Source organism: Pseudomonas maioricensis, from assembly GCF_022790535.1.
In the GTDB taxonomy this organism is placed as follows: domain Bacteria; phylum Pseudomonadota; class Gammaproteobacteria; order Pseudomonadales; family Pseudomonadaceae; genus Aquipseudomonas; species Aquipseudomonas maioricensis.
Window position 1 is genome coordinate 65,924 of record NZ_LOHG01000005.1, and the last position, 17,323, is coordinate 83,246.

At 56.6% G+C, this 17,323-nt stretch carries 14 protein-coding genes; 9 read left to right on the forward strand and 5 right to left on the reverse strand.

Annotated features, from left to right (window positions below; all coding sequences use genetic code 11):
* Positions 1-91: 91 nt before the first annotated feature.
* The 3 genes from fadA to AUC61_RS09770 all read right to left on the reverse strand — a co-directional run bounded on the left by fadA (position 92) and on the right by AUC61_RS09770 (position 4,460).
* Positions 92-1,267 (reverse strand): acetyl-CoA C-acyltransferase FadA, encoded by a 1,176-nt coding sequence (fadA, locus tag AUC61_RS09760; RefSeq protein WP_122666443.1) that lies wholly within the window; start codon positions 1,265-1,267, stop codon positions 92-94.
* Positions 1,268-1,288: 21 nt separating this feature from the next.
* Positions 1,289-3,436: a fatty acid oxidation complex subunit alpha FadB gene (gene fadB / locus AUC61_RS09765; RefSeq protein ID WP_243245717.1), complete on the reverse strand. Its 2,148-nt coding sequence runs from the start codon at positions 3,434-3,436 to the stop codon at positions 1,289-1,291.
* Positions 3,437-4,022: 586 nt separating this feature from the next.
* On the reverse strand, positions 4,023-4,460 hold the full coding sequence (locus AUC61_RS09770) for a hypothetical protein (protein ID WP_243245718.1): 438 nt from the start codon (positions 4,458-4,460) through the stop codon (positions 4,023-4,025).
* Positions 4,461-4,570: 110 nt separating this feature from the next.
* Between AUC61_RS09770 and AUC61_RS09775 the strand changes: the two genes are divergently transcribed.
* Complete coding sequence (locus AUC61_RS09775) at positions 4,571-5,011, forward strand: universal stress protein (RefSeq protein WP_243245719.1); 441 nt, start codon at positions 4,571-4,573, stop codon at positions 5,009-5,011.
* A gap of 264 nt (positions 5,012-5,275) precedes the next feature.
* Here AUC61_RS09775 and AUC61_RS09780 read toward each other — a convergent pair whose 3' ends face one another.
* Complete coding sequence (locus AUC61_RS09780) at positions 5,276-7,192, reverse strand: ATP-binding cassette domain-containing protein (RefSeq protein WP_243245720.1); 1,917 nt, start codon at positions 7,190-7,192, stop codon at positions 5,276-5,278.
* A gap of 215 nt (positions 7,193-7,407) precedes the next feature.
* Between AUC61_RS09780 and AUC61_RS09785 the strand changes: the two genes are divergently transcribed.
* A complete protein-coding gene (locus AUC61_RS09785; protein ID WP_243245721.1) occupies positions 7,408-9,336 on the forward strand; it encodes a transglycosylase SLT domain-containing protein in 1,929 nt (642 codons plus the stop codon).
* Between the two features lie 401 nt (positions 9,337-9,737).
* Positions 9,738-10,892, forward strand: a complete 1,155-nt coding sequence (locus tag AUC61_RS09790; RefSeq protein WP_243246048.1) for a glycerophosphodiester phosphodiesterase — start codon at positions 9,738-9,740, stop codon at positions 10,890-10,892.
* Positions 10,893-10,910: 18 nt separating this feature from the next.
* Here AUC61_RS09790 and gntR read toward each other — a convergent pair whose 3' ends face one another.
* Positions 10,911-11,927: an HTH-type transcriptional regulator GntR gene (gene gntR, locus AUC61_RS09795; RefSeq protein ID WP_243245722.1), complete on the reverse strand. Its 1,017-nt coding sequence runs from the start codon at positions 11,925-11,927 to the stop codon at positions 10,911-10,913.
* 272 nt (positions 11,928-12,199) lie between these two features.
* On the opposite strand from gntR, the gene AUC61_RS09800 reads away from it, so the two are divergent.
* From AUC61_RS09800 to AUC61_RS09825, 6 genes are all read left to right on the forward strand, one after another.
* Complete coding sequence (locus tag AUC61_RS09800; protein WP_243246050.1) at positions 12,200-12,694, forward strand: gluconokinase; 495 nt, start codon at positions 12,200-12,202, stop codon at positions 12,692-12,694.
* Positions 12,695-12,805: 111 nt separating this feature from the next.
* The gene (locus AUC61_RS09805; protein WP_122666435.1) at positions 12,806-14,158 is read left to right on the forward strand and encodes a GntP family permease; all 1,353 of its coding nucleotides are present in this window, start codon (positions 12,806-12,808) and stop codon (positions 14,156-14,158) included.
* A gap of 575 nt (positions 14,159-14,733) precedes the next feature.
* A complete protein-coding gene (csrA, locus tag AUC61_RS09810; RefSeq protein WP_002554157.1) occupies positions 14,734-14,922 on the forward strand; it encodes a carbon storage regulator CsrA in 189 nt (62 codons plus the stop codon).
* Between the two features lie 285 nt (positions 14,923-15,207).
* The gene (locus tag AUC61_RS09815) at positions 15,208-15,951 is read left to right on the forward strand and encodes a hypothetical protein (protein ID WP_243245723.1); all 744 of its coding nucleotides are present in this window, start codon (positions 15,208-15,210) and stop codon (positions 15,949-15,951) included.
* Positions 15,952-16,359, forward strand: coding sequence for a phage holin family protein (locus tag AUC61_RS09820; protein WP_243245724.1), 408 nt, complete (start codon positions 15,952-15,954; stop codon positions 16,357-16,359).
* On the forward strand, positions 16,356-17,201 hold the full coding sequence (locus AUC61_RS09825; protein ID WP_243245725.1) for a DUF3618 domain-containing protein: 846 nt from the start codon (positions 16,356-16,358) through the stop codon (positions 17,199-17,201). The genes AUC61_RS09820 and AUC61_RS09825 overlap by 4 nt, the downstream gene beginning before the upstream one ends.
* Positions 17,202-17,323 lie beyond the last annotated feature (122 nt).

The following is a 17,323-nucleotide window of genomic DNA, read 5'->3' on the forward strand; positions in this document are numbered from 1 at the left end:
CGCGAAAAAAACTGAAAAACTTTTCTGGAATGGCTTTAACAAAAATACAAAAGCCGGGGCACCTGGCCCCGGCTCGCATCAAACAAACGCGTCAGACGCGTTCGAAGACGGTAGCAATACCTTGCCCCAATCCGATGCACATTGTTGCAACACCAAGATTGGCGCCATTTTGCTTCATGACGTTAAGCAAGGTGCCAGAGATACGTGCTCCGGAGCAACCAAATGGGTGACCCAGGGCAATGGCACCGCCGTGCAGGTTAACCTTCTCATCCATCTTGTCGAGTACTTTCAAATCTTTCAGCACTGGCAAGGCCTGTGCGGCAAAGGCTTCGTTAAGCTCGAAGACGTTGATATCAGCGATGCTCAGACCTGCACGCTTCAAGGCTTTCTGGGTCGCCGGAACCGGACCATACCCCATAATGGCCGGGTCCACACCTGCTACCGCCATTGAACGGATCACCGCCAGAGGCTGAATACCCAGATCCTGAGCGCGCTGAGCGGACATCACGATCATGCACGAAGCACCATCGGTGATTTGCGACGATGTACCGGCAGTCACAGTGCCGCCTTTCGGATTGAAAGCAGGCTTGAGGGCCGCGAGGCTTTCCAGAGTGGTCTCCGGACGGATGGTTTCGTCGTAGTCGAAAACCTTGAGGAAACCATTCTCGTCATACCCTTGCATCGGGATGATCTCGTCCTTGAACTTGCCTTCCACGGTCGCTTTGTGGGCTAGCTGATGGGAACGCACGCCAAAGGCATCCTGTTGCTCGCGAGTAATACCGTGCATTTTGCCGAGCATTTCTGCGGTCAGGCCCATCATGCCCGACGCCTTGGCGGCATAAAGGGACATGTGCGGGTTGGGATCAACGCCGTGCATCATGCCAACGTGGCCCATGTGCTCAACGCCGCCGACCACAAACACATCACCGTTACCGGTCATGATCGCTTGCGCGGCAGTGTGCAGCGCACTCATCGACGAACCGCACAGACGGCTGACCGTCTGCGCTGCCGAGGTGTGCGGAATCTGGGTCAACAACGAAGCCATACGGGCGATGTTCCAGCCCTGCTCCAGAGTCTGGTTAACGCAGCCCCAGATCACGTCTTCGACTTCCGCCGGATCGACTTTGTTATTGCGCTCCAGCAACTTGCTGATCAGGTGCGCGGACATGTCTTCGGCGCGGGTATTGCGGTGCATGCCGCCTTTCGAGCGGCCCATCGGTGTGCGACCGAAGTCAACAATCACCACGTCTCTTGGATTCAAACTCATACATTCACTCCTGAAAGGCGCTTAACCGAAGAAGCTCTGGCCGTTTTTGGCCATCTCACGCAGCTTCGCGGTCGGGTGGTACAGAGCGCCCAAATCAGCATATTGATCAGCCAGGGCAACGAATTCAGCGACACCAATAGAGTCGATGTAGCGCAACGCACCGCCACGGAACGGAGGGAAACCGATGCCGTAGATCAAGCCCATGTCAGCTTCAGCGGCCGTTTCAACAATACCGTCTTCCAGGCAGCGCACGGTTTCCAGACACAACGGGATCATCATCCAGTTGATGATGTCTTCGTCGGACACTTCACGCTGTTCGTAGATGATCGGCTTGAGCACTTCGAGCACTGCAGAGTCAGTGACCTTCTTCGGCTTGCCCTTTTTGTCAGTCTCGTAAGCGTAGAAACCCTTGCCGTTTTTCTGACCCAGGCGTTTCGCGTCATAAAGGGCATCGATAGCCGAACGGCGATCGTCCTTCATGCGATCCGGGAAGCCTTCGGCCATGACGTCACGGCCGTGGTGGCCTGTGTCGATACCGACCACATCCATCAGGTACGCGGGACCCATTGGCCAGCCGAACTTCTCCATGACTTTGTCGATACGCACAAAATCAACACCGGCGCTGACCAGTTTGGCGAAGCCGCCGAAGTACGGGAACAACACCCGGTTGACCAGGAAGCCAGGGCAATCGTTGACCACGATCGGGTTCTTGCCCATCTTCTTGGCATAAGCCACGGTGGTCGCGACAGCCAGCTCACTGGATTTCTCGCCGCGGATCACCTCCACCAGAGGCATCATGTGCACCGGGTTGAAGAAGTGCATGCCGACGAAGTTTTCCGGACGCTTGAGGGCTTTAGCCAGCAAGCTGATGGAAATCGTCGAGGTATTGGAAGCCAGAATCGTGTCTTCGCCTACCTGGGCTTCGACTTCAGCCAATACCGCCTGCTTGACCTTCGGGTTCTCGACAACCGCTTCGACCACCAGATCGACGTTGCCGAAATCGCCGTAGGAAAGCGTCGGACGAATCGCATTCAGCGCTTCGGCCATTTTGCCGGCAGTCAGGCGGCCTTTTTCTACACGATTGCCCAGCAGTTTCGAGGCTTCGTTCAGGCCCAACTGAATGGCGTCTTCACGAATGTCTTTCATCAGGATCGGCGTGCCTTTGACAGCCGACTGATAGGCAATGCCGCCGCCCATGATGCCAGCGCCCAATACCGCAGCCTGCTTCACGTCTTTAGCGACTTCATCGTAAACCTTGGCTTTGCGCTTCAGCTCCTGATCATTCAGGAACAGGCCAATCAGGCTTTGCGCAGCAGAGGTCTTGGCCATTTTGACGAAGCCCGCGGCTTCGACTTCAAGCGCCTTGTCACGACCAAAGTTCGCGGCTTTCTGAATGGTCTTGATAGCTTCAACCGGAGCCGGATAGTTCGGACCAGCCTGACCGGCGACGAAACCTTTGGCAGTTTCGAAGGCCATCATCTGCTCGATGGCGTTGAGTTTGAGTTTTTCGAGTTTCGGCTGGCGCTTGGCCTTGTAATCGAACTCACCGGAAATGGCGCGTTTGATCAGGTCCAGCGCGGCTTCCTGAAGCTTTTCAGGAGCGACCACTGCATCCACAGCACCGACTTTCAGGGCGTCTTCAGCGCGATTTTCCTTGCCGGAGGCAATCCACTCAATAGCGTTGTCAGCACCGACGATACGCGGCAATCGAACAGTACCGCCGAAACCAGGATAAAGACCCAGTTTGACTTCAGGCAGGCCGATTTTGGCGCTGCTGGACATCACTCGGTAGTCTGCAGCCAGGCACATTTCCAGACCGCCACCCAAGGCGATACCGTTAATGGCTACCACGGTAGGTACGCCAAGATCTTCGAAATCACTGAAAATCCGGTTGGCTTCAAGATTGCCAGCCAGCAGCTCTGCGTCCGGCAACTTGAAGTTGTCGACGAACTCAGTGATATCAGCACCGACGATGAACACGTCTTTGCCGCTGGTGACAATTACGCCTTTGATGGAGCCATCGGCTTTGATGGTATCCACCGCCTGACGCAGGTCGTTGAGGGTGAGACGGTTGAACTTGTTGACGGACTCACCCTTGAGGTCGAAATTCAATTCGACGATGCCGCTCTCAAGAGCCTTAACCGTGATGGCTTTACCTTCGTAAATCATCAACTGATCTCCACGATATGGAAGCTGAACAATACACACCGGACGCTGAAATCTGGCGCGACTACGACGTTATCGTCGATGAAACGCTAAACCTTCAGGCACACCCGTCGATGCGGTAGCCGGGAGCTGTAAGAACTGTCTTACTACCAAACGCTCAATTCATACGCCCGTTTGATTTGGGTGCGCCTACCTTCATCCAAAACCCGGGATTTGTCAATTCGACGAATCACCAACAAAAGCGGCCTCGTCTCGAAAGCATCGCATGCTCTGGACCGCTCAAGTTCAGCGTGATCAGGCTCTATTCACTGTGTTTATAGGCGACCCGCGTGCAAATACCCAGCCGCCTTTTTGCACCATAGATGGTCACGAATGAAAATAAATGCAAGAAAGCGCGACAAATGAGAGCAAAGGGTCTACATTCAGCGCACGACAGCACGCGGCAAAACATCAGATTTTTGCCAAATGAACACGTCAGACGCTTTGGGCATTGCACCGCGAAGCGCTACAGAATTATCGGCCTGCCTGGCCAACCCCAGCCCGATGTTGTTATCGGGCTTTTTAATGCCTGCGATTTGACCAGGCCGTCTCAAGCCACCGCTTTCAGGACGGCTGCAATGCGCTGCAATACATCCGCCTCGCCCTTCTCACCCCAATACAACGTGACCATCTGCTGGTCCGCCTCGATCTTGTAGACGTCCGCTGGCAGCGTATTGAAATGCCCCAGCAGCACCGCATCCTCACAAGGCTCACGCCACTGATTGAGCCAAACTCCGGGCTCTGCCTGCCAATACGCCCATACAGACGGTTTGCTGCTGCGTCGCGGCCGATGGTATTGCGCACAGGGACTCGGCGGCTCTTTGGCAAGCCAGTGCGGCCAGTCCTGAGCCACCAACTGCATCGCAAGCCCCATGCGACGCGCCTCCATGCGTAGCGCCATTCTGCCGCCCTGCTGCCGAGAGGGCCGCAGCCATACCAAAGGGCTCAGCATCACACCAACGATTGACAGAATTATCCAGAACGTCATATTGCTTGCTGCCTTTTTGTCCGCTTACCTAGAGCTGAAAACAATGGCCTGCCCAGATGGGCGTTAAAGAGCCATACTGAATGTATCGCAACCTTACGGAGGACTTCCTCATGAAGTATGAACACGTTCTGGTCGCCGTTGACCTGACTGACGAGTGCAACCCTGTCCTTTCCCGCGGTCGCGAAATTGCCGAGCGCAACGGGGCCAAGCTGTCGTTGGTTCATATCGTCGAGCCTGTGGCCATGGCCTTTGGCGGCGACGTGCCGATGGACCTGTCGCAGCTTCAACAGCAGCAGTTTGACCAAGCCAAGGACAAGCTTGCCGTACTGAAAGCTCAGTATCCGGATACTAATATCGGTGACGCTCATTTGGTGTACGGTCAGCCTCGCCAGGAAATTCATCAGCTGGCAATCACGGAAAAATGCGATTTGATTGTTGTGGGCAGCCACGGCCGTCATGGTTTGGCTTTATTGCTGGGCTCAACGGCTAACGACGTATTGCATGGTGCGCCTTGTGATGTGCTCGCAGTACGCCTGAAAAAGGCGGAGTGATCCAACAACAGGCTTAATGAGCGCACTCCCTGTCCGTGGCACAGCGCTGTCTCACCACGAACATCGGACCTGTAGGAGTGAGCTTGCTCGCGATTCGGTTTCTTGGCTGACCAATTTATTGGCTGAACTGACGCTATCGCGAGCAAGCTCACTCCTACAAGATTTGGGTCACTCAGAGAATCGCGTGTTGCTTGATAAAAGCCGTGCTAATTGCGCAATAAAAAGCCCGGATCACTGATCCGGGCTTTTTATTTGCCTTGAGTATCAGGCGTCCAGTTCGGCCCAGCGCTCCAGCAAACCGTCCAGTTCAGCCTGGCGATTTTCCAGTTGCGCCAACACGGCCGCAGTCTGCTCTGCGGGACGCTGGTAGAAGCCAGGCTCGGCCATTTCAGCGGTCAATGCGGCAATCTGTGCTTCGACTTCATCGATCTGCTCAGGCAGCGCTTCAAGTTCACGCTGCAGCTTGTAGCTGAGCTTCTTCTTGGCGCTCGCCACTGGCATCTCTTTAGCTTCTACCGGAGCGGCCTCAACCACGGCAGTGGCCAGCTCGGCTTTGCCCGACTTGGAATCGGTGACGCCCAACAGTTTTGGCGAACCACCCTGACGCAACCAGTCCTGATAACCACCGACGTATTCACGAACCTTGCCTCCACCCTCGAAGACCAACGTGCTGGTGACCACGTTGTCGAGGAATGCCCGGTCGTGGCTGACCATCAATACGGTGCCCTTGAAGGTCAACAGCACCTCCTCCAGCAATTCGAGGGTTTCCACGTCCAGGTCGTTGGTTGGTTCGTCGAGGACCAACAGGTTGGCTGGCTTACTGAACAGTTTGGCCAGCAACAGACGCGCACGCTCACCACCGGACAACGCTTTGACCGGCGTACGTGCGCGCTGCGGGCTGAACAGGAAGTCGCCCAGATAGCTCAGTACGTGACGGCTCTGACCATCGATATCAATAAAGTCGCGACCTTCGGCGACGTTATCGATCACGGTTTTTTCCAGGTCCAACTGGTGACGCAACTGGTCGAAGTAAGCCACGTCCAGACGCGTGCCGACATCTACCGAGCCACTGGTTGGCTGCAGGTTGTCGAGCATCAGCTTGAGCAGCGTGGTCTTGCCGGTACCGTTGGCACCCAGCAGACCGATACGGTCTTCGCGCTGCAGGACCATGGAGAAGTCCTTGATCAGCATAGGCCCGCCTGGGTGAGCGAAGCTGACGTTGTCCAGCACCATGACCTGCTTGCCTGACTTGTCGGCTGTATCCAGCTGGATATTGGCCTTGCCGGTACGCTCACGACGCTCGCCGCGCTCAACGCGCAACGCTTTCAGAGCGCGTACGCGACCTTCGTTACGGGTGCGGCGGGCCTTGATGCCCTGACGGATCCAGACTTCTTCCTGGGCCAGACGCTTGTCGAACAAGGCATTGGCCGTTTCTTCGGCAGCCAGTACAGCTTCCTTGTGCACCAGGAAGCTTGCGTAGTCGCCGTTCCAGTCAATCAGGCCGCCACGATCCAGCTCAAGGATGCGCGTCGCAAGGTTCTGCAGGAAAGAACGGTCGTGCGTAATAAACAGCACAGCCCCCTGGAACTCCTTGAGGGCGTCTTCCAGCCAGGCAATCGCACCGATGTCCAGGTGGTTGGTTGGCTCGTCGAGCAGCAGCAGGTCTGGTTCGGACACCAATGCCTGGGCCAGCAACACGCGGCGGCGCCAGCCACCGGACAACTCGGCGAGGGTCTTGTCGGCAGGCAGCTGCAGACGACTCAAGGTGCTATCAACCAGTTGCTGCAGGCGCCAGCCATCACGGGCTTCAAGGTCCTGCTGAACGTGCATCAGCTTGTTCAGGTCTTCCTCGGTCACGCAGTTCTGCGCCAGGTGGTGATACTCGGCCAGCAAGGCGCCCACACCATCCAGACCTTCAGCGACCACGTCGAACACTGTCCGGTCGTCGGCCACTGGCAATTCCTGGGGCAATTCACCGATCTTCAGGCCCGGCGCACGCCAGACTGCACCGTCATCGGGCTTCTGTACGCCCTTGACGAGCTTCAACATGCTGGACTTGCCAGTACCGTTACGACCGATGATGCACACCCGCTCACCACGGGCGATCTGCCAGGATACCTTGTCCAACAACGGCATAGCGCCGAAAGCAAGGGACACATCGCTGAATTTGAGCAGGGTCATGAGCTTCTCCAAAAACCGGGGGCGCATTCTACCTGAGATAGCAGCCATATGTCGGGTTTCAATGACAAGCGCGCCGCCGCGAATGCGCAATCGCGCACCTTTGGCCAGCTTCATTTGTTTCCAGTTGCGAAAGCCCGGTCCGCAACGCTTTCAACCAGAGCTGGCAAAAGGCTAAGCTAGCGACACTTTTCACGATTCATCTGCTCGGAAGTCTCATGCGCAGTCGCTTGTTCAGCCTTTTTTCCTGCATGCTCCTCTCTGCTACTGCGGCTCAAACTGTTTACGCCGCAGATCTCAACCAACAGCGTCAGTATTACGATGTGGCCAAAAGCGCATTGGCCAAGGGCGATACGGGCCCTTATCGAGCCTATGCTGCGGCACTCGCGGATTATCCGCTGGAGCCCTACCTGGCCTACGACGAATTGACCGCCCGCCTGAAGACTGCGAGCAATCCGGAAATCGAAAAATTCCTGGCCGAACACGGTGATCTGCCTCAGGCCAACTGGATGAAACTGCGCTGGCTGCGTTGGCTCGCCGAACGGGGCGACTGGGCAACCTTCGTCAAGTACTACGATCCGAAGATGAATTTCGTCGAACTCGACTGCCTTTATGGTCAGTACCTGCTGGGCCACGGTAAAAAAGCTGAAGGTTATGCCAGCGCCGAAAAACTCTGGATGACTGGCAAGAGCTTGCCAGGTTCCTGCGATGGCTTCTTCGCCCAGTGGGCTGCTGACGGTCAGTTGCCGGAACAGAAACGCTGGCAGCGGGCCAAGCTTGCCGCACAGGCTGGCAACTATCCTCTGGCCACCACACTGGTTAACAGCCTCAACAGCCTGGCCCCACAGGGCAAGCTACTGCTGGAAATCGCCAAAAAACCGGAGATGCTCAACAACCCGGCACAGTTCGCCCCCGTGGATGAAGCGATGTCTGACGTAGTCGGCCTTGGCCTGCGCCGACTGGCCAAGCAGGATCCTCAGAAAGCCATGGATATGCTCGACGGCTACTCGGCCAAGATGCATTTCTCCCATGAGGAGCAAGTACAGATTGCCAAAGAGATCGGCCTGACCCTCGCACGTCGCTATGACGGGCGCGCACTGGAGGTCATGACCAAATACGACCCGGACCTGCGCGACAACACAGTCACCGAATGGCGCCTGCGCCTACTGCTGCGCCTCGGACGCTGGGAAGATGCCTACGAGCTGAGTCGTCGCCTGCCCAAGGACCTTGCTGACACCAATCGCTGGCGCTACTGGGAAGCCCGCTCTCTGGAGCTCGCCCAACCCCACAGTCCGCTGATCCCGGCGCTCTACAAAGACGTGGCCAAGGAACGTGACTTCTATGGTTTCCTGGCGGCCGACCGGACCCAAAGCGCTTATCAGATCAACAACAAGCCGCTGGTGCTCAGCCAGGCTTTGATCAATAAGGTACGCAATACACCGGGCGTACGTCGCGCGCTGGAGTTTCATGCCCGTGGGCAGATCGTGGATGGTCGACGCGAGTGGTACCACGTCAGCCGTCATTTCAACCGCGACGAAATGGTCGCCCAGGCGAAACTGGCTTACGACCTGAAATGGTACTTCCCGGCCATTCGGACTATCAGCCAGGCGCAGTACTGGGACGATCTGGATATCCGCTTCCCGATGGCACACCGCGACACGCTGGTTCGTGAAGCCAAGGTTCGCGGCCTGCATTCAAGCTGGGTGTTTGCAATTACCCGCCAGGAAAGCGCCTTCATGGACGATGCTCGCTCGGGTGTCGGTGCGAGCGGCCTGATGCAGTTGATGCCGGCCACCGCCAAGGAAACCGCACGCAAATTCAGCATCCCGCTGGCGTCCCCTCAGCAAGTGCTGGATCCGGATAAAAATATTCAGTTGGGTGCAGCCTATCTGAGCCAGGTCCACGCCCAGTTCAATGGCAATCGGGTGCTCGCCTCCGCTGCTTATAACGCAGGCCCCGGCCGCGTCAGACAGTGGCTCAAGGGTGCCAATCACCTGGCTTTTGATGTATGGGTAGAGAGCATTCCATTCGACGAAACCCGGCAGTACGTGCAGAACGTGCTGTCCTACTCGGTGATCTACGGCCAGAAGCTCAACTCTCCACAGCCGCTGGTGGATTGGCATGAGCGGTTCTTTGATGATCTGTAATTAGCCCGTGCAATAGCCAATGCCAGTCAGCGACCCTGACTGGCATTTTTGTTTGTGGAACCGAACTTCATTGCTCTGCAACAAAAGACTGATCAACTGATGGCTGTTATTTGGCCCGCCAACTTCTGTATCGAAACATGCCGCCGCATGACCCTGTAGGAGTGAGCTTGCTCGCGATAGGGGTAGATCTGTTAAGAAAATATCGTCTGACGTGACGCTATCGCGAGCAAGCTCACTCCTACAGTGATATGCATGATGTGTTGGGTAGCGACATCAACGATCACAGAACGACGCAGCACTTGCCGGGTCAACCAGAGGCTGCTAAAGCTCTGCCTCAGGTTTTTCGGCAATGAACGACCTGATCGTCAACGATCACAAAAAGAAGGATTATCGAGACCATGCTGAAAGGAATATCAAAAACGCTGCTTCTCAAGACGCCGTTGAGCAGCATTCTGACCGGCAGCGTGCTGGCAGGCTTGATGATGGCCTCAGGGGTAGCCGTCTCGGCCGAGCCGCCTGGCAAGGTGCTGAGTGCAAAAATCGGCTTGCCGTGGCCCGCAGTGATCGCCCATCGCGGCGCGTCTTATGACGCACCTGAAGAGACCATCCCCGCCTATACAGTGGCCCGGGATCTCGGTGCGGACTATCTGGAAATGGATATTCAGCGCACAAAAGACGGCGTGCTGATCGCCTTGCACGATGACACTCTGGAGCGCACGACCAACATCGCGCAAGTCTTCCCCAAGCGGGTCAAAGATCCGCTGAACACCTTTACCCTCGATGAAATCAAACAGCTGGATGCAGGCAGCTGGTTCAACAAGGCACACCCGGACCGCGCCCGTGAGGCTTACGCCGGTCTGCAGATCCTGACGCTGGAGGAAGTGATCGATATCGCCGAAGGCGGCAAGAACAAGCCTGGGCTGTACATTGAAACCAAAGCGCCAAGCCAGTTCCCCGGCATCGAAGCGGACCTCAAGAAAGTACTCGCCAAACGCGGCTGGCTCACTAGCCGCCCCGCCGCTGCCGCGGGTTATGTAAGCGTCGCGCAGATGCCCGGTCGCGTTGTTCTGCAAACATTCGAGAAACCAAGCCTGGTGTTGTTGCAGAAAGAGATGCCACAAGTGCCGAAAGTATTGCTGCTGTGGATCGGTAAAGGCTCCATCGAGCCTGAATCCGATGTCGCCTTCGCAGACTCGGGCGCCAAAGACAAAGCCACTTACTACGGTGCTCAGAAGCCGAAAACCCAGGAAGAGTTTGTCGCCTGGGTCGACTGGGCCAAAGCGCATGGCGCGATTGGTACGGGCCCTTCAGCGAAGCTCACCAACGGTGGCGACCAGAGCTACATGGACCTGGTCAAACCATGGATGAACAACGTGGCTCATGAACGAGGCATGGTTGTGCATCCTTACACTGTCGATGAGGAAGTGGACTTCAAACAGATCAGTCATGACGGTGTTGATGGCTTCTTCACCAACCGTACTTCGGAACTGCTGAAGTTCTATGGTCGTCCAGCCAAAGAAAGCCTGGATGCCATCCTCAAGCGCAACGGTTACTGACACGCCCGGAGCCCTTGCTCAAGAGCTCTCCCGTACGACCAGCTCAAACCCCAGGTCCACCTGGGGTTTCTGCGCTACGCCATCGATCAGCCCCAGCAATAATTGCGCAGCCCGCTGCCCGACCTCTTCACGCGGGGTGCGGATCGAGGTCAGCCGCGGAACCATATGCGCCGACCCGGGCAAATCATTGAAGCCTACCAAAGACACCTGCTGCGGAATCTCGATGCCGCGACGCAACGCCTCAAGCGCAGCGCCCTGGGCAAGGTCATCGTTGCAGAAGAACACGCCATCCACGTCGGGATGTTGCGTTATCAATTGCATGAACAACTCACCTCCCAGACCGATGGAAGACGGTTGCGGCGTCATCACTTGCAAGTCTGGATCATAAAGCCCTTGCTCCTCCAGCACCTGACGAAATCCTTCCCCGCGCTGCATCACGCGCGGATCAAGTTGCGCGGCGATATACGCCAGGCGCTTGCGCCCGCGCCCCAGTAGATGTCGAGCCGCCTCGGCACCGGCCTGAACTTGCGAGAACCCCACGCAATAGGAACCGCGCACGGTGTCCAGCTCCATCATGTGTACGCACGGTATACCGCTCGCCGCCAATAGCTGACGCAGAGCCGGAGTGTGGTCGAAACCGGTGAGCAACAACCCTCGCGGGCGGTTCACCAGGTGATTACGCAGGAGGTTTTCTTCTTCTTCAGGCGAATAGTGATAGTTACCGATCACGACATCCAGACCGCGAGTGCGCAGCACATTCTGAATCGCTTCAAGCGTCTCGATAAACAACTGGTTAGACAGTGAAGGCACCAGCACCACGACCGTCTGGCTTTGCGAAGACGCCAGGGCCCGCGCTGCCGGGTTGGCGACATAGCCCAAGGCAAGTGCCGCCGCGCGGACTCTCTCTACCGACTCGGGCGTAACGGTACTGACACCCCGTAGAGCGCGAGAAGCGGTGATGGGTGAAACGCCAGCCTGGCGTGCAACTTCATTGAGGGTCGGACGGCCAGTAGAGCGGGAACCAATGCGTGTCATGCGTTGCCAACTACACAGGGATAAACAGCGGGGGTTGCCAAAGGTGGCGTATGAGCTCTAAGGTAGCGCTGTCTCATGGACCCTGCCAATGCTTTCAGTCACTTTATTGACTTGGAGTAACGTCCGATGAAGACCGATTCATTCAAAACAATGACAAGAACTGGAACCAGCTCTTGCTGTGCTTATGTCCAAACCGACAAAGACAGCGCTGTCTCCAGCTAAGGTGGCCTACTGTGACAACTGCGAACTCTGCTATTTCCGCCCTCGTGATCATGGGCGTTTCGGGCTGCGGCAAGAGCGCCGTCGGTGCCGAGATTGCCGCCAAGAGCGGAGGCCGCCTGATCGAAGGTGACGCCTTCCACCCCCCCGCCAACATCAAGAAGATGAGCGAAGGCCACCCTCTCAACGACGAAGATCGCGCTGGCTGGCTCGAGACGCTGGGCAAAGAAATGGCCGCAGCGTTGAGTAATGGCGAACGTCCGGTACTGACCTGCTCCTCCCTCAAACTCATTTATCGCGAACGCCTGCGCAAAGCTGTGCCTGGTCTAGGCTTTGTGTTCCTGGAACTGACCAAGGAGGTGGCGGTTGATCGCTGCTCCCATCGCCCCGGCCACTTCATGCCAGCCAGCCTGGTTGACAGCCAGTTCGCAACGCTTGAACCACCTTACGGCGAAGATCGTACGTTGGTCGTGGATGCAGGCAATGCATCGATTGACGAGATCAGCACTCAAGCAGCGAACTGGTGGAAAGAGTCAAAAGCCAGCTAAAGGCGTGAGCGCGAAAGACAGCGCTGTCTTGCACTGAAATGTGCTGAAAATGTGGAACGACAGCGTTTAGCCGAAGCTCCATAAACAATAAAGATAACCGGAGAGACACCCATGTTCGGTATGACACACGAGACGTACCTGTTGGTCGATGCAGTGGTTACGATCATCGGCCTGATTCTGCTGATCACCAAATTCAAGGTTCACCCTTTTGTCGCACTGACGATTGCCGCAGGCTTCCTTGGCCTGACGTCCGGCATGCCGGTGGAAAAAGTCATGAAAGCCTTCCAGGACGGCTTCGGCGGTGTGCTGGGCTTCGTCGGTATCATCCTTGGCCTGGGCACCATGCTCGGCAAGCTGATGGCCGATTCCGGTGGTGCTGACCAGATCGCACAAACGCTCATCCGCTCGTTCGGTAAACAGCGTGTGCATTGGGCAATGATGTTTGCCGCCTTTCTGGTAGGCATTCCTTTGTTCTTCGAAATCGGCTTTGTTCTGCTGATTCCGCTGGTCTACATCGTCGCTCGTCGCACTGGCGTGTCCATCGTCAAAATCGGCATCCCGTTGCTGGCCGGTCTGTCCGCCGTTCACGGCCTGGTTCCGCCACACCCGGGCCCGCTGCTGGCCATCGGGATCTTCGGCGCTGATATCGGCAAGACTATTTTCTACGGCCTGTTGGTTGCACTGCCGACTGCAATCATTGCCGGTCCTATCTACGGCAAGTGGATTTCCAAATACGTACCAGGCACGCCTTCGCAGGAGTTGATGGAGCAGATTGGCAAAGAGTCGAGCGCGACCAACCTGCCAAGCTTTGGCATAACGCTGGTGACCATCCTGCTGCCAGTGTTCCTGATGTTGCTGAAGACCTTCGCTGATGTGGTCCTGCCTGAAGGCAATACCTTCCGCATCTGGATGGACTTCATAGGCCACCCGATCACCGCTCTGCTCGCGGCTTTGCTGCTAGCCTTTTACACCTTCGGTTCAGCTCGTGGTTTTGATCGCACTAAAATCATGAAGTTGCTCGATCAGAGCCTGACGCCGGTCGCCGCTATCGTACTGATCGTGGGTGCGGGCGGTGGCTTCAAGCAGATGCTGGTAGCCAGCGGCGTGGGCGACTTGATTGGTAACATGGCAGTGCAGGCGCAGATCAACCCGATCATGCTGGCCTGGCTGGTAGCTGCGGTGATTCGCGTTGCAACAGGTTCGGCGACGGTGGCGACTATTACCGGTGCGGGCATCGTGGCACCCGTCATTGGTCTGATCCCGGGCGTTAACCGTGAGTTGCTGGTGTTGGCAACAGGCGCAGGTTCGTTGATTCTGTCTCACGTGAACGATGCTGGTTTCTGGCTGGTGAAGCAGTATTTCAATATGACAGTAGCCGAGACGTTCAAGACCTGGACGGTGATGGAAACCATTCTGTCGGTGGTGGGCTTGATCTTCATCATGCTGTTGTCGATGGTGATTTGATCTAGCACCCTGTTGTTGGGCCAACCCACTCAGTTGGCCCAACAGCGACACTCCGCGCAACACATGCCCCGATCTTCCCGCCCCTGCCCTTTCTAGCCACGTTTAGTTTTGTGGACTCCAGTCGTGTTATCCGAGACTCCCCCACTCTCAAATTCAGACGTGTCCGACCTGAAAAACACTGCAGTCCTACGTGTTTTGTCACGATTTCCATGAATATTTTCAGAAGTCTCCAGCGTATCTCTGGAGTTACGCCTACGCTGATATTCGATCAGGGATGAACCGTGGTGGCCTGCAAAGTGCTGCGTGAAAACACTTCCAGTGAGGTACGTGCTTCACGCTCTGCAAAGAAAGGTGTCCGTCTGTGCAGCTAAATACGGGCTTTTGCCAACAAAAACAGGCAGAATTGGCGCGCTCATCGGGTCGGCAACCGCTCTTGATGACAGAAAAATGTACCGAGGGAATTAAATTCACACCTGTAACGTCATATTGATGGACGCATTTGGATGTACTCGGCAACTATTACCACGCAAAGGCAAACGCCAGCCTCCTGCTGAGAGGCCATCAAGGAAACGATTATGTTGATACTCACCCGCAAAGTAGGCGAAAGCATAAACATTGGTGACGAGATTACCGTCACGATTTTGGGCGTTCAGGGCCTTCAGGTACGCCTGGGCATCAACGCACCAAAAAATGTTTCTGTGCACCGCGAAGAAATCTACAAACGCATTCAGGCAGAACTCGCTCCAAATCAAGACCCACAATGATCTGATCGTTTCCTCCCCCGTATTCAAACCGGGCTGCCTGCTGTCAGGCAACCCGGCCACGGCGTCTTCGGACGCCGTTTTTTATGCCTCGTTTTTATTCTGCCTGCCAGGTGAGCGCAGTTCAGGCATGGCGATTGGCCGCTGGAGACCGCCTGTCAGTCACCTAGAACTCTTGCAAAAAATCCCCACTCCACCTCATTGAACGCAGGATCGATGCGAAGCCCGTAGTCAGTTGTGAGCCCAGCACGCTCTTCATTTTTATGAACAGCAAAAGCGGTGACAACAATGGACACAACGTCACAAACCCCGGCCAGCAACGCTGACCAAAACAACGACACGCCGCAGGATCACCTGCACCAACTGCAAGACGACGCCGTCGCAGCCATTGCCAGCGCCAGACAGCAGGGCTCGGCGCACTTCGAACAGTATCGCGACACTGCCGTCGATCAGATTGAAAACCTTGCGAACACCGCTCAGTCGGCCGCCGAGCAGATGCAGGACGGTGACACGCTGGGGCTTTCACATTACGTCACTGACCTTGCCCAGAACATGACGACCCTGGCAGGCAGCCTGCGTGGCAAGAGCATTGATGAGCTGCTGCAGCAGGCAGGCAAACTGGCGCGGGATAATCCAGCCCTGTTCGTCACTGGCAGCGTGGCGCTGGGCTTTGGTTTGTCGCGGTTTCTCAAGGCGTCCAGCGCCGATCAGAGCCCCGACGACAATGCCCCTCCGGCCCCGGCCAGTCGTCAGCCCGCAAGCACGGGACCCGTCAGGCCCGATGATGAACTGGGAAGCAATTACCAGACGGAGTCGAGCCCGGTGGTAGCAGCGGATCACGTGCCTCCCGTCAGCCACCCACACATGGGCGACGTTTACCACAGTGGCAGGCCCGGTGTGGTAGACCGCAGCTCAACGCCGGATGCAGCGTCAAGTACACCGAAGCCTCGCGAGCCGGGTAATCATCTGTCTGATGAGGGCCTGCCCGGAGAGACCCAGCGCAAAGATGATCTTTCCAGAGGAGACGTGTAAATGAGCACTACTCCCAATACGCCACCCGAAGGCGATACTTCGGCACTGGACCTGATCCGCCAGTTGGCGCATGAAGTGCCCGCCCTGCTCAGCAAAGAACTCGCGCTGGCCAAAGCCGAAGTCCGAGAGTCTGTCCAAGCCGCCAAAGCAGGTGTTGCGGCCGTTGGCGGCGGAGCGGTGGTCATGTTTGCGGGCCTGGTGATCGTGCTACTCGCTGCCGTTTATGCGTTGGCCAATATCATGCAGCCGTGGCTTGCCGCACTCATCGTCGGCGTGGTCGCCATGGTCATCGGCTTCATCATGATCCAGTCAGGCAAAAAGCAGTTCGACGCATCCAACATGACCCCGGAACGCACCGTCAGCTCCCTGCAAAAGGACAAGGACGCCATCCAGAGGAAAGTATCATGAGCATCGACAGCACATTTGAAACGCCTGAAAGCTTTGATAACGACTCACGTAAAAGCCCGGAAACCCTTGAGCGGGAAATCGACGCGCAACGCTCCAGCATTGGCAATATCGTCGACGCGCTTGAAGGAAAATTCTCCCCAGGGCAATTACTTGATCAGGCCTTGAGCTATGGCAAGGGTACCGGCGGTGAGTTTTTCAGCAATCTGGGCAACACGGTCAAGACCAACCCTTTACCCACAGTGCTGACGTCGGTTGGACTGTTATGGCTGATGATGGGACAGAACCGCAGCCCTTCTGTCTCTTCAGGATCATCAGGGCTTGATCACTTGGGCAACCGCATCAGCACAATGGCGCACAGCGTGACGGACACGTTTGACAGTGCCAAATCGAGGATCGAGGAAACCGCGCAGCGCATGAAAGAAAAAGCCGGTCAGCTTTCCGAGGGGGTCGGCGAAAAACTCTCGTCCACTGGCGATAGCTTGAACAGAAGCAGTCATGACGCCCGTGACGTGTTGCATGAGCAAACGCGAAACGTGCAGTCGGGTCTCGATTACATGCTGCGCGAGCAACCTTTGGCCCTGGCGGCGATCGGGATTGCACTGGGCGCGGCACTGGGTGCGGTACTACCGTCAACCCAGCGTGAAAACCAGATGATGGGACAGGCCAGTGATTCGCTGACCGAGAAGGTAAAACAGACCGCAAGCGAGGGGTATGAAAAGGTCGCGCAGGAAGCGAAGGCTGCTGTTGGAGAAGTGAAATCGGCGGTGCAGCCTCCACCGGGTGCAGGTCCGAGCAACAGCCCTGCTCAACCGGGTGTAGATATGTCCTCAGGCCTCGGTTAGGCAGATGAACGTCGGCCGGCAAGAAACTTGATAACTATTGGAGCCAGGAGCTTTTATCTTGCCAAGATAGTGGGCACACCGCCGAATCAAGCGTCGGAAGGCTGAGTGGAGGTGCCGTGGTG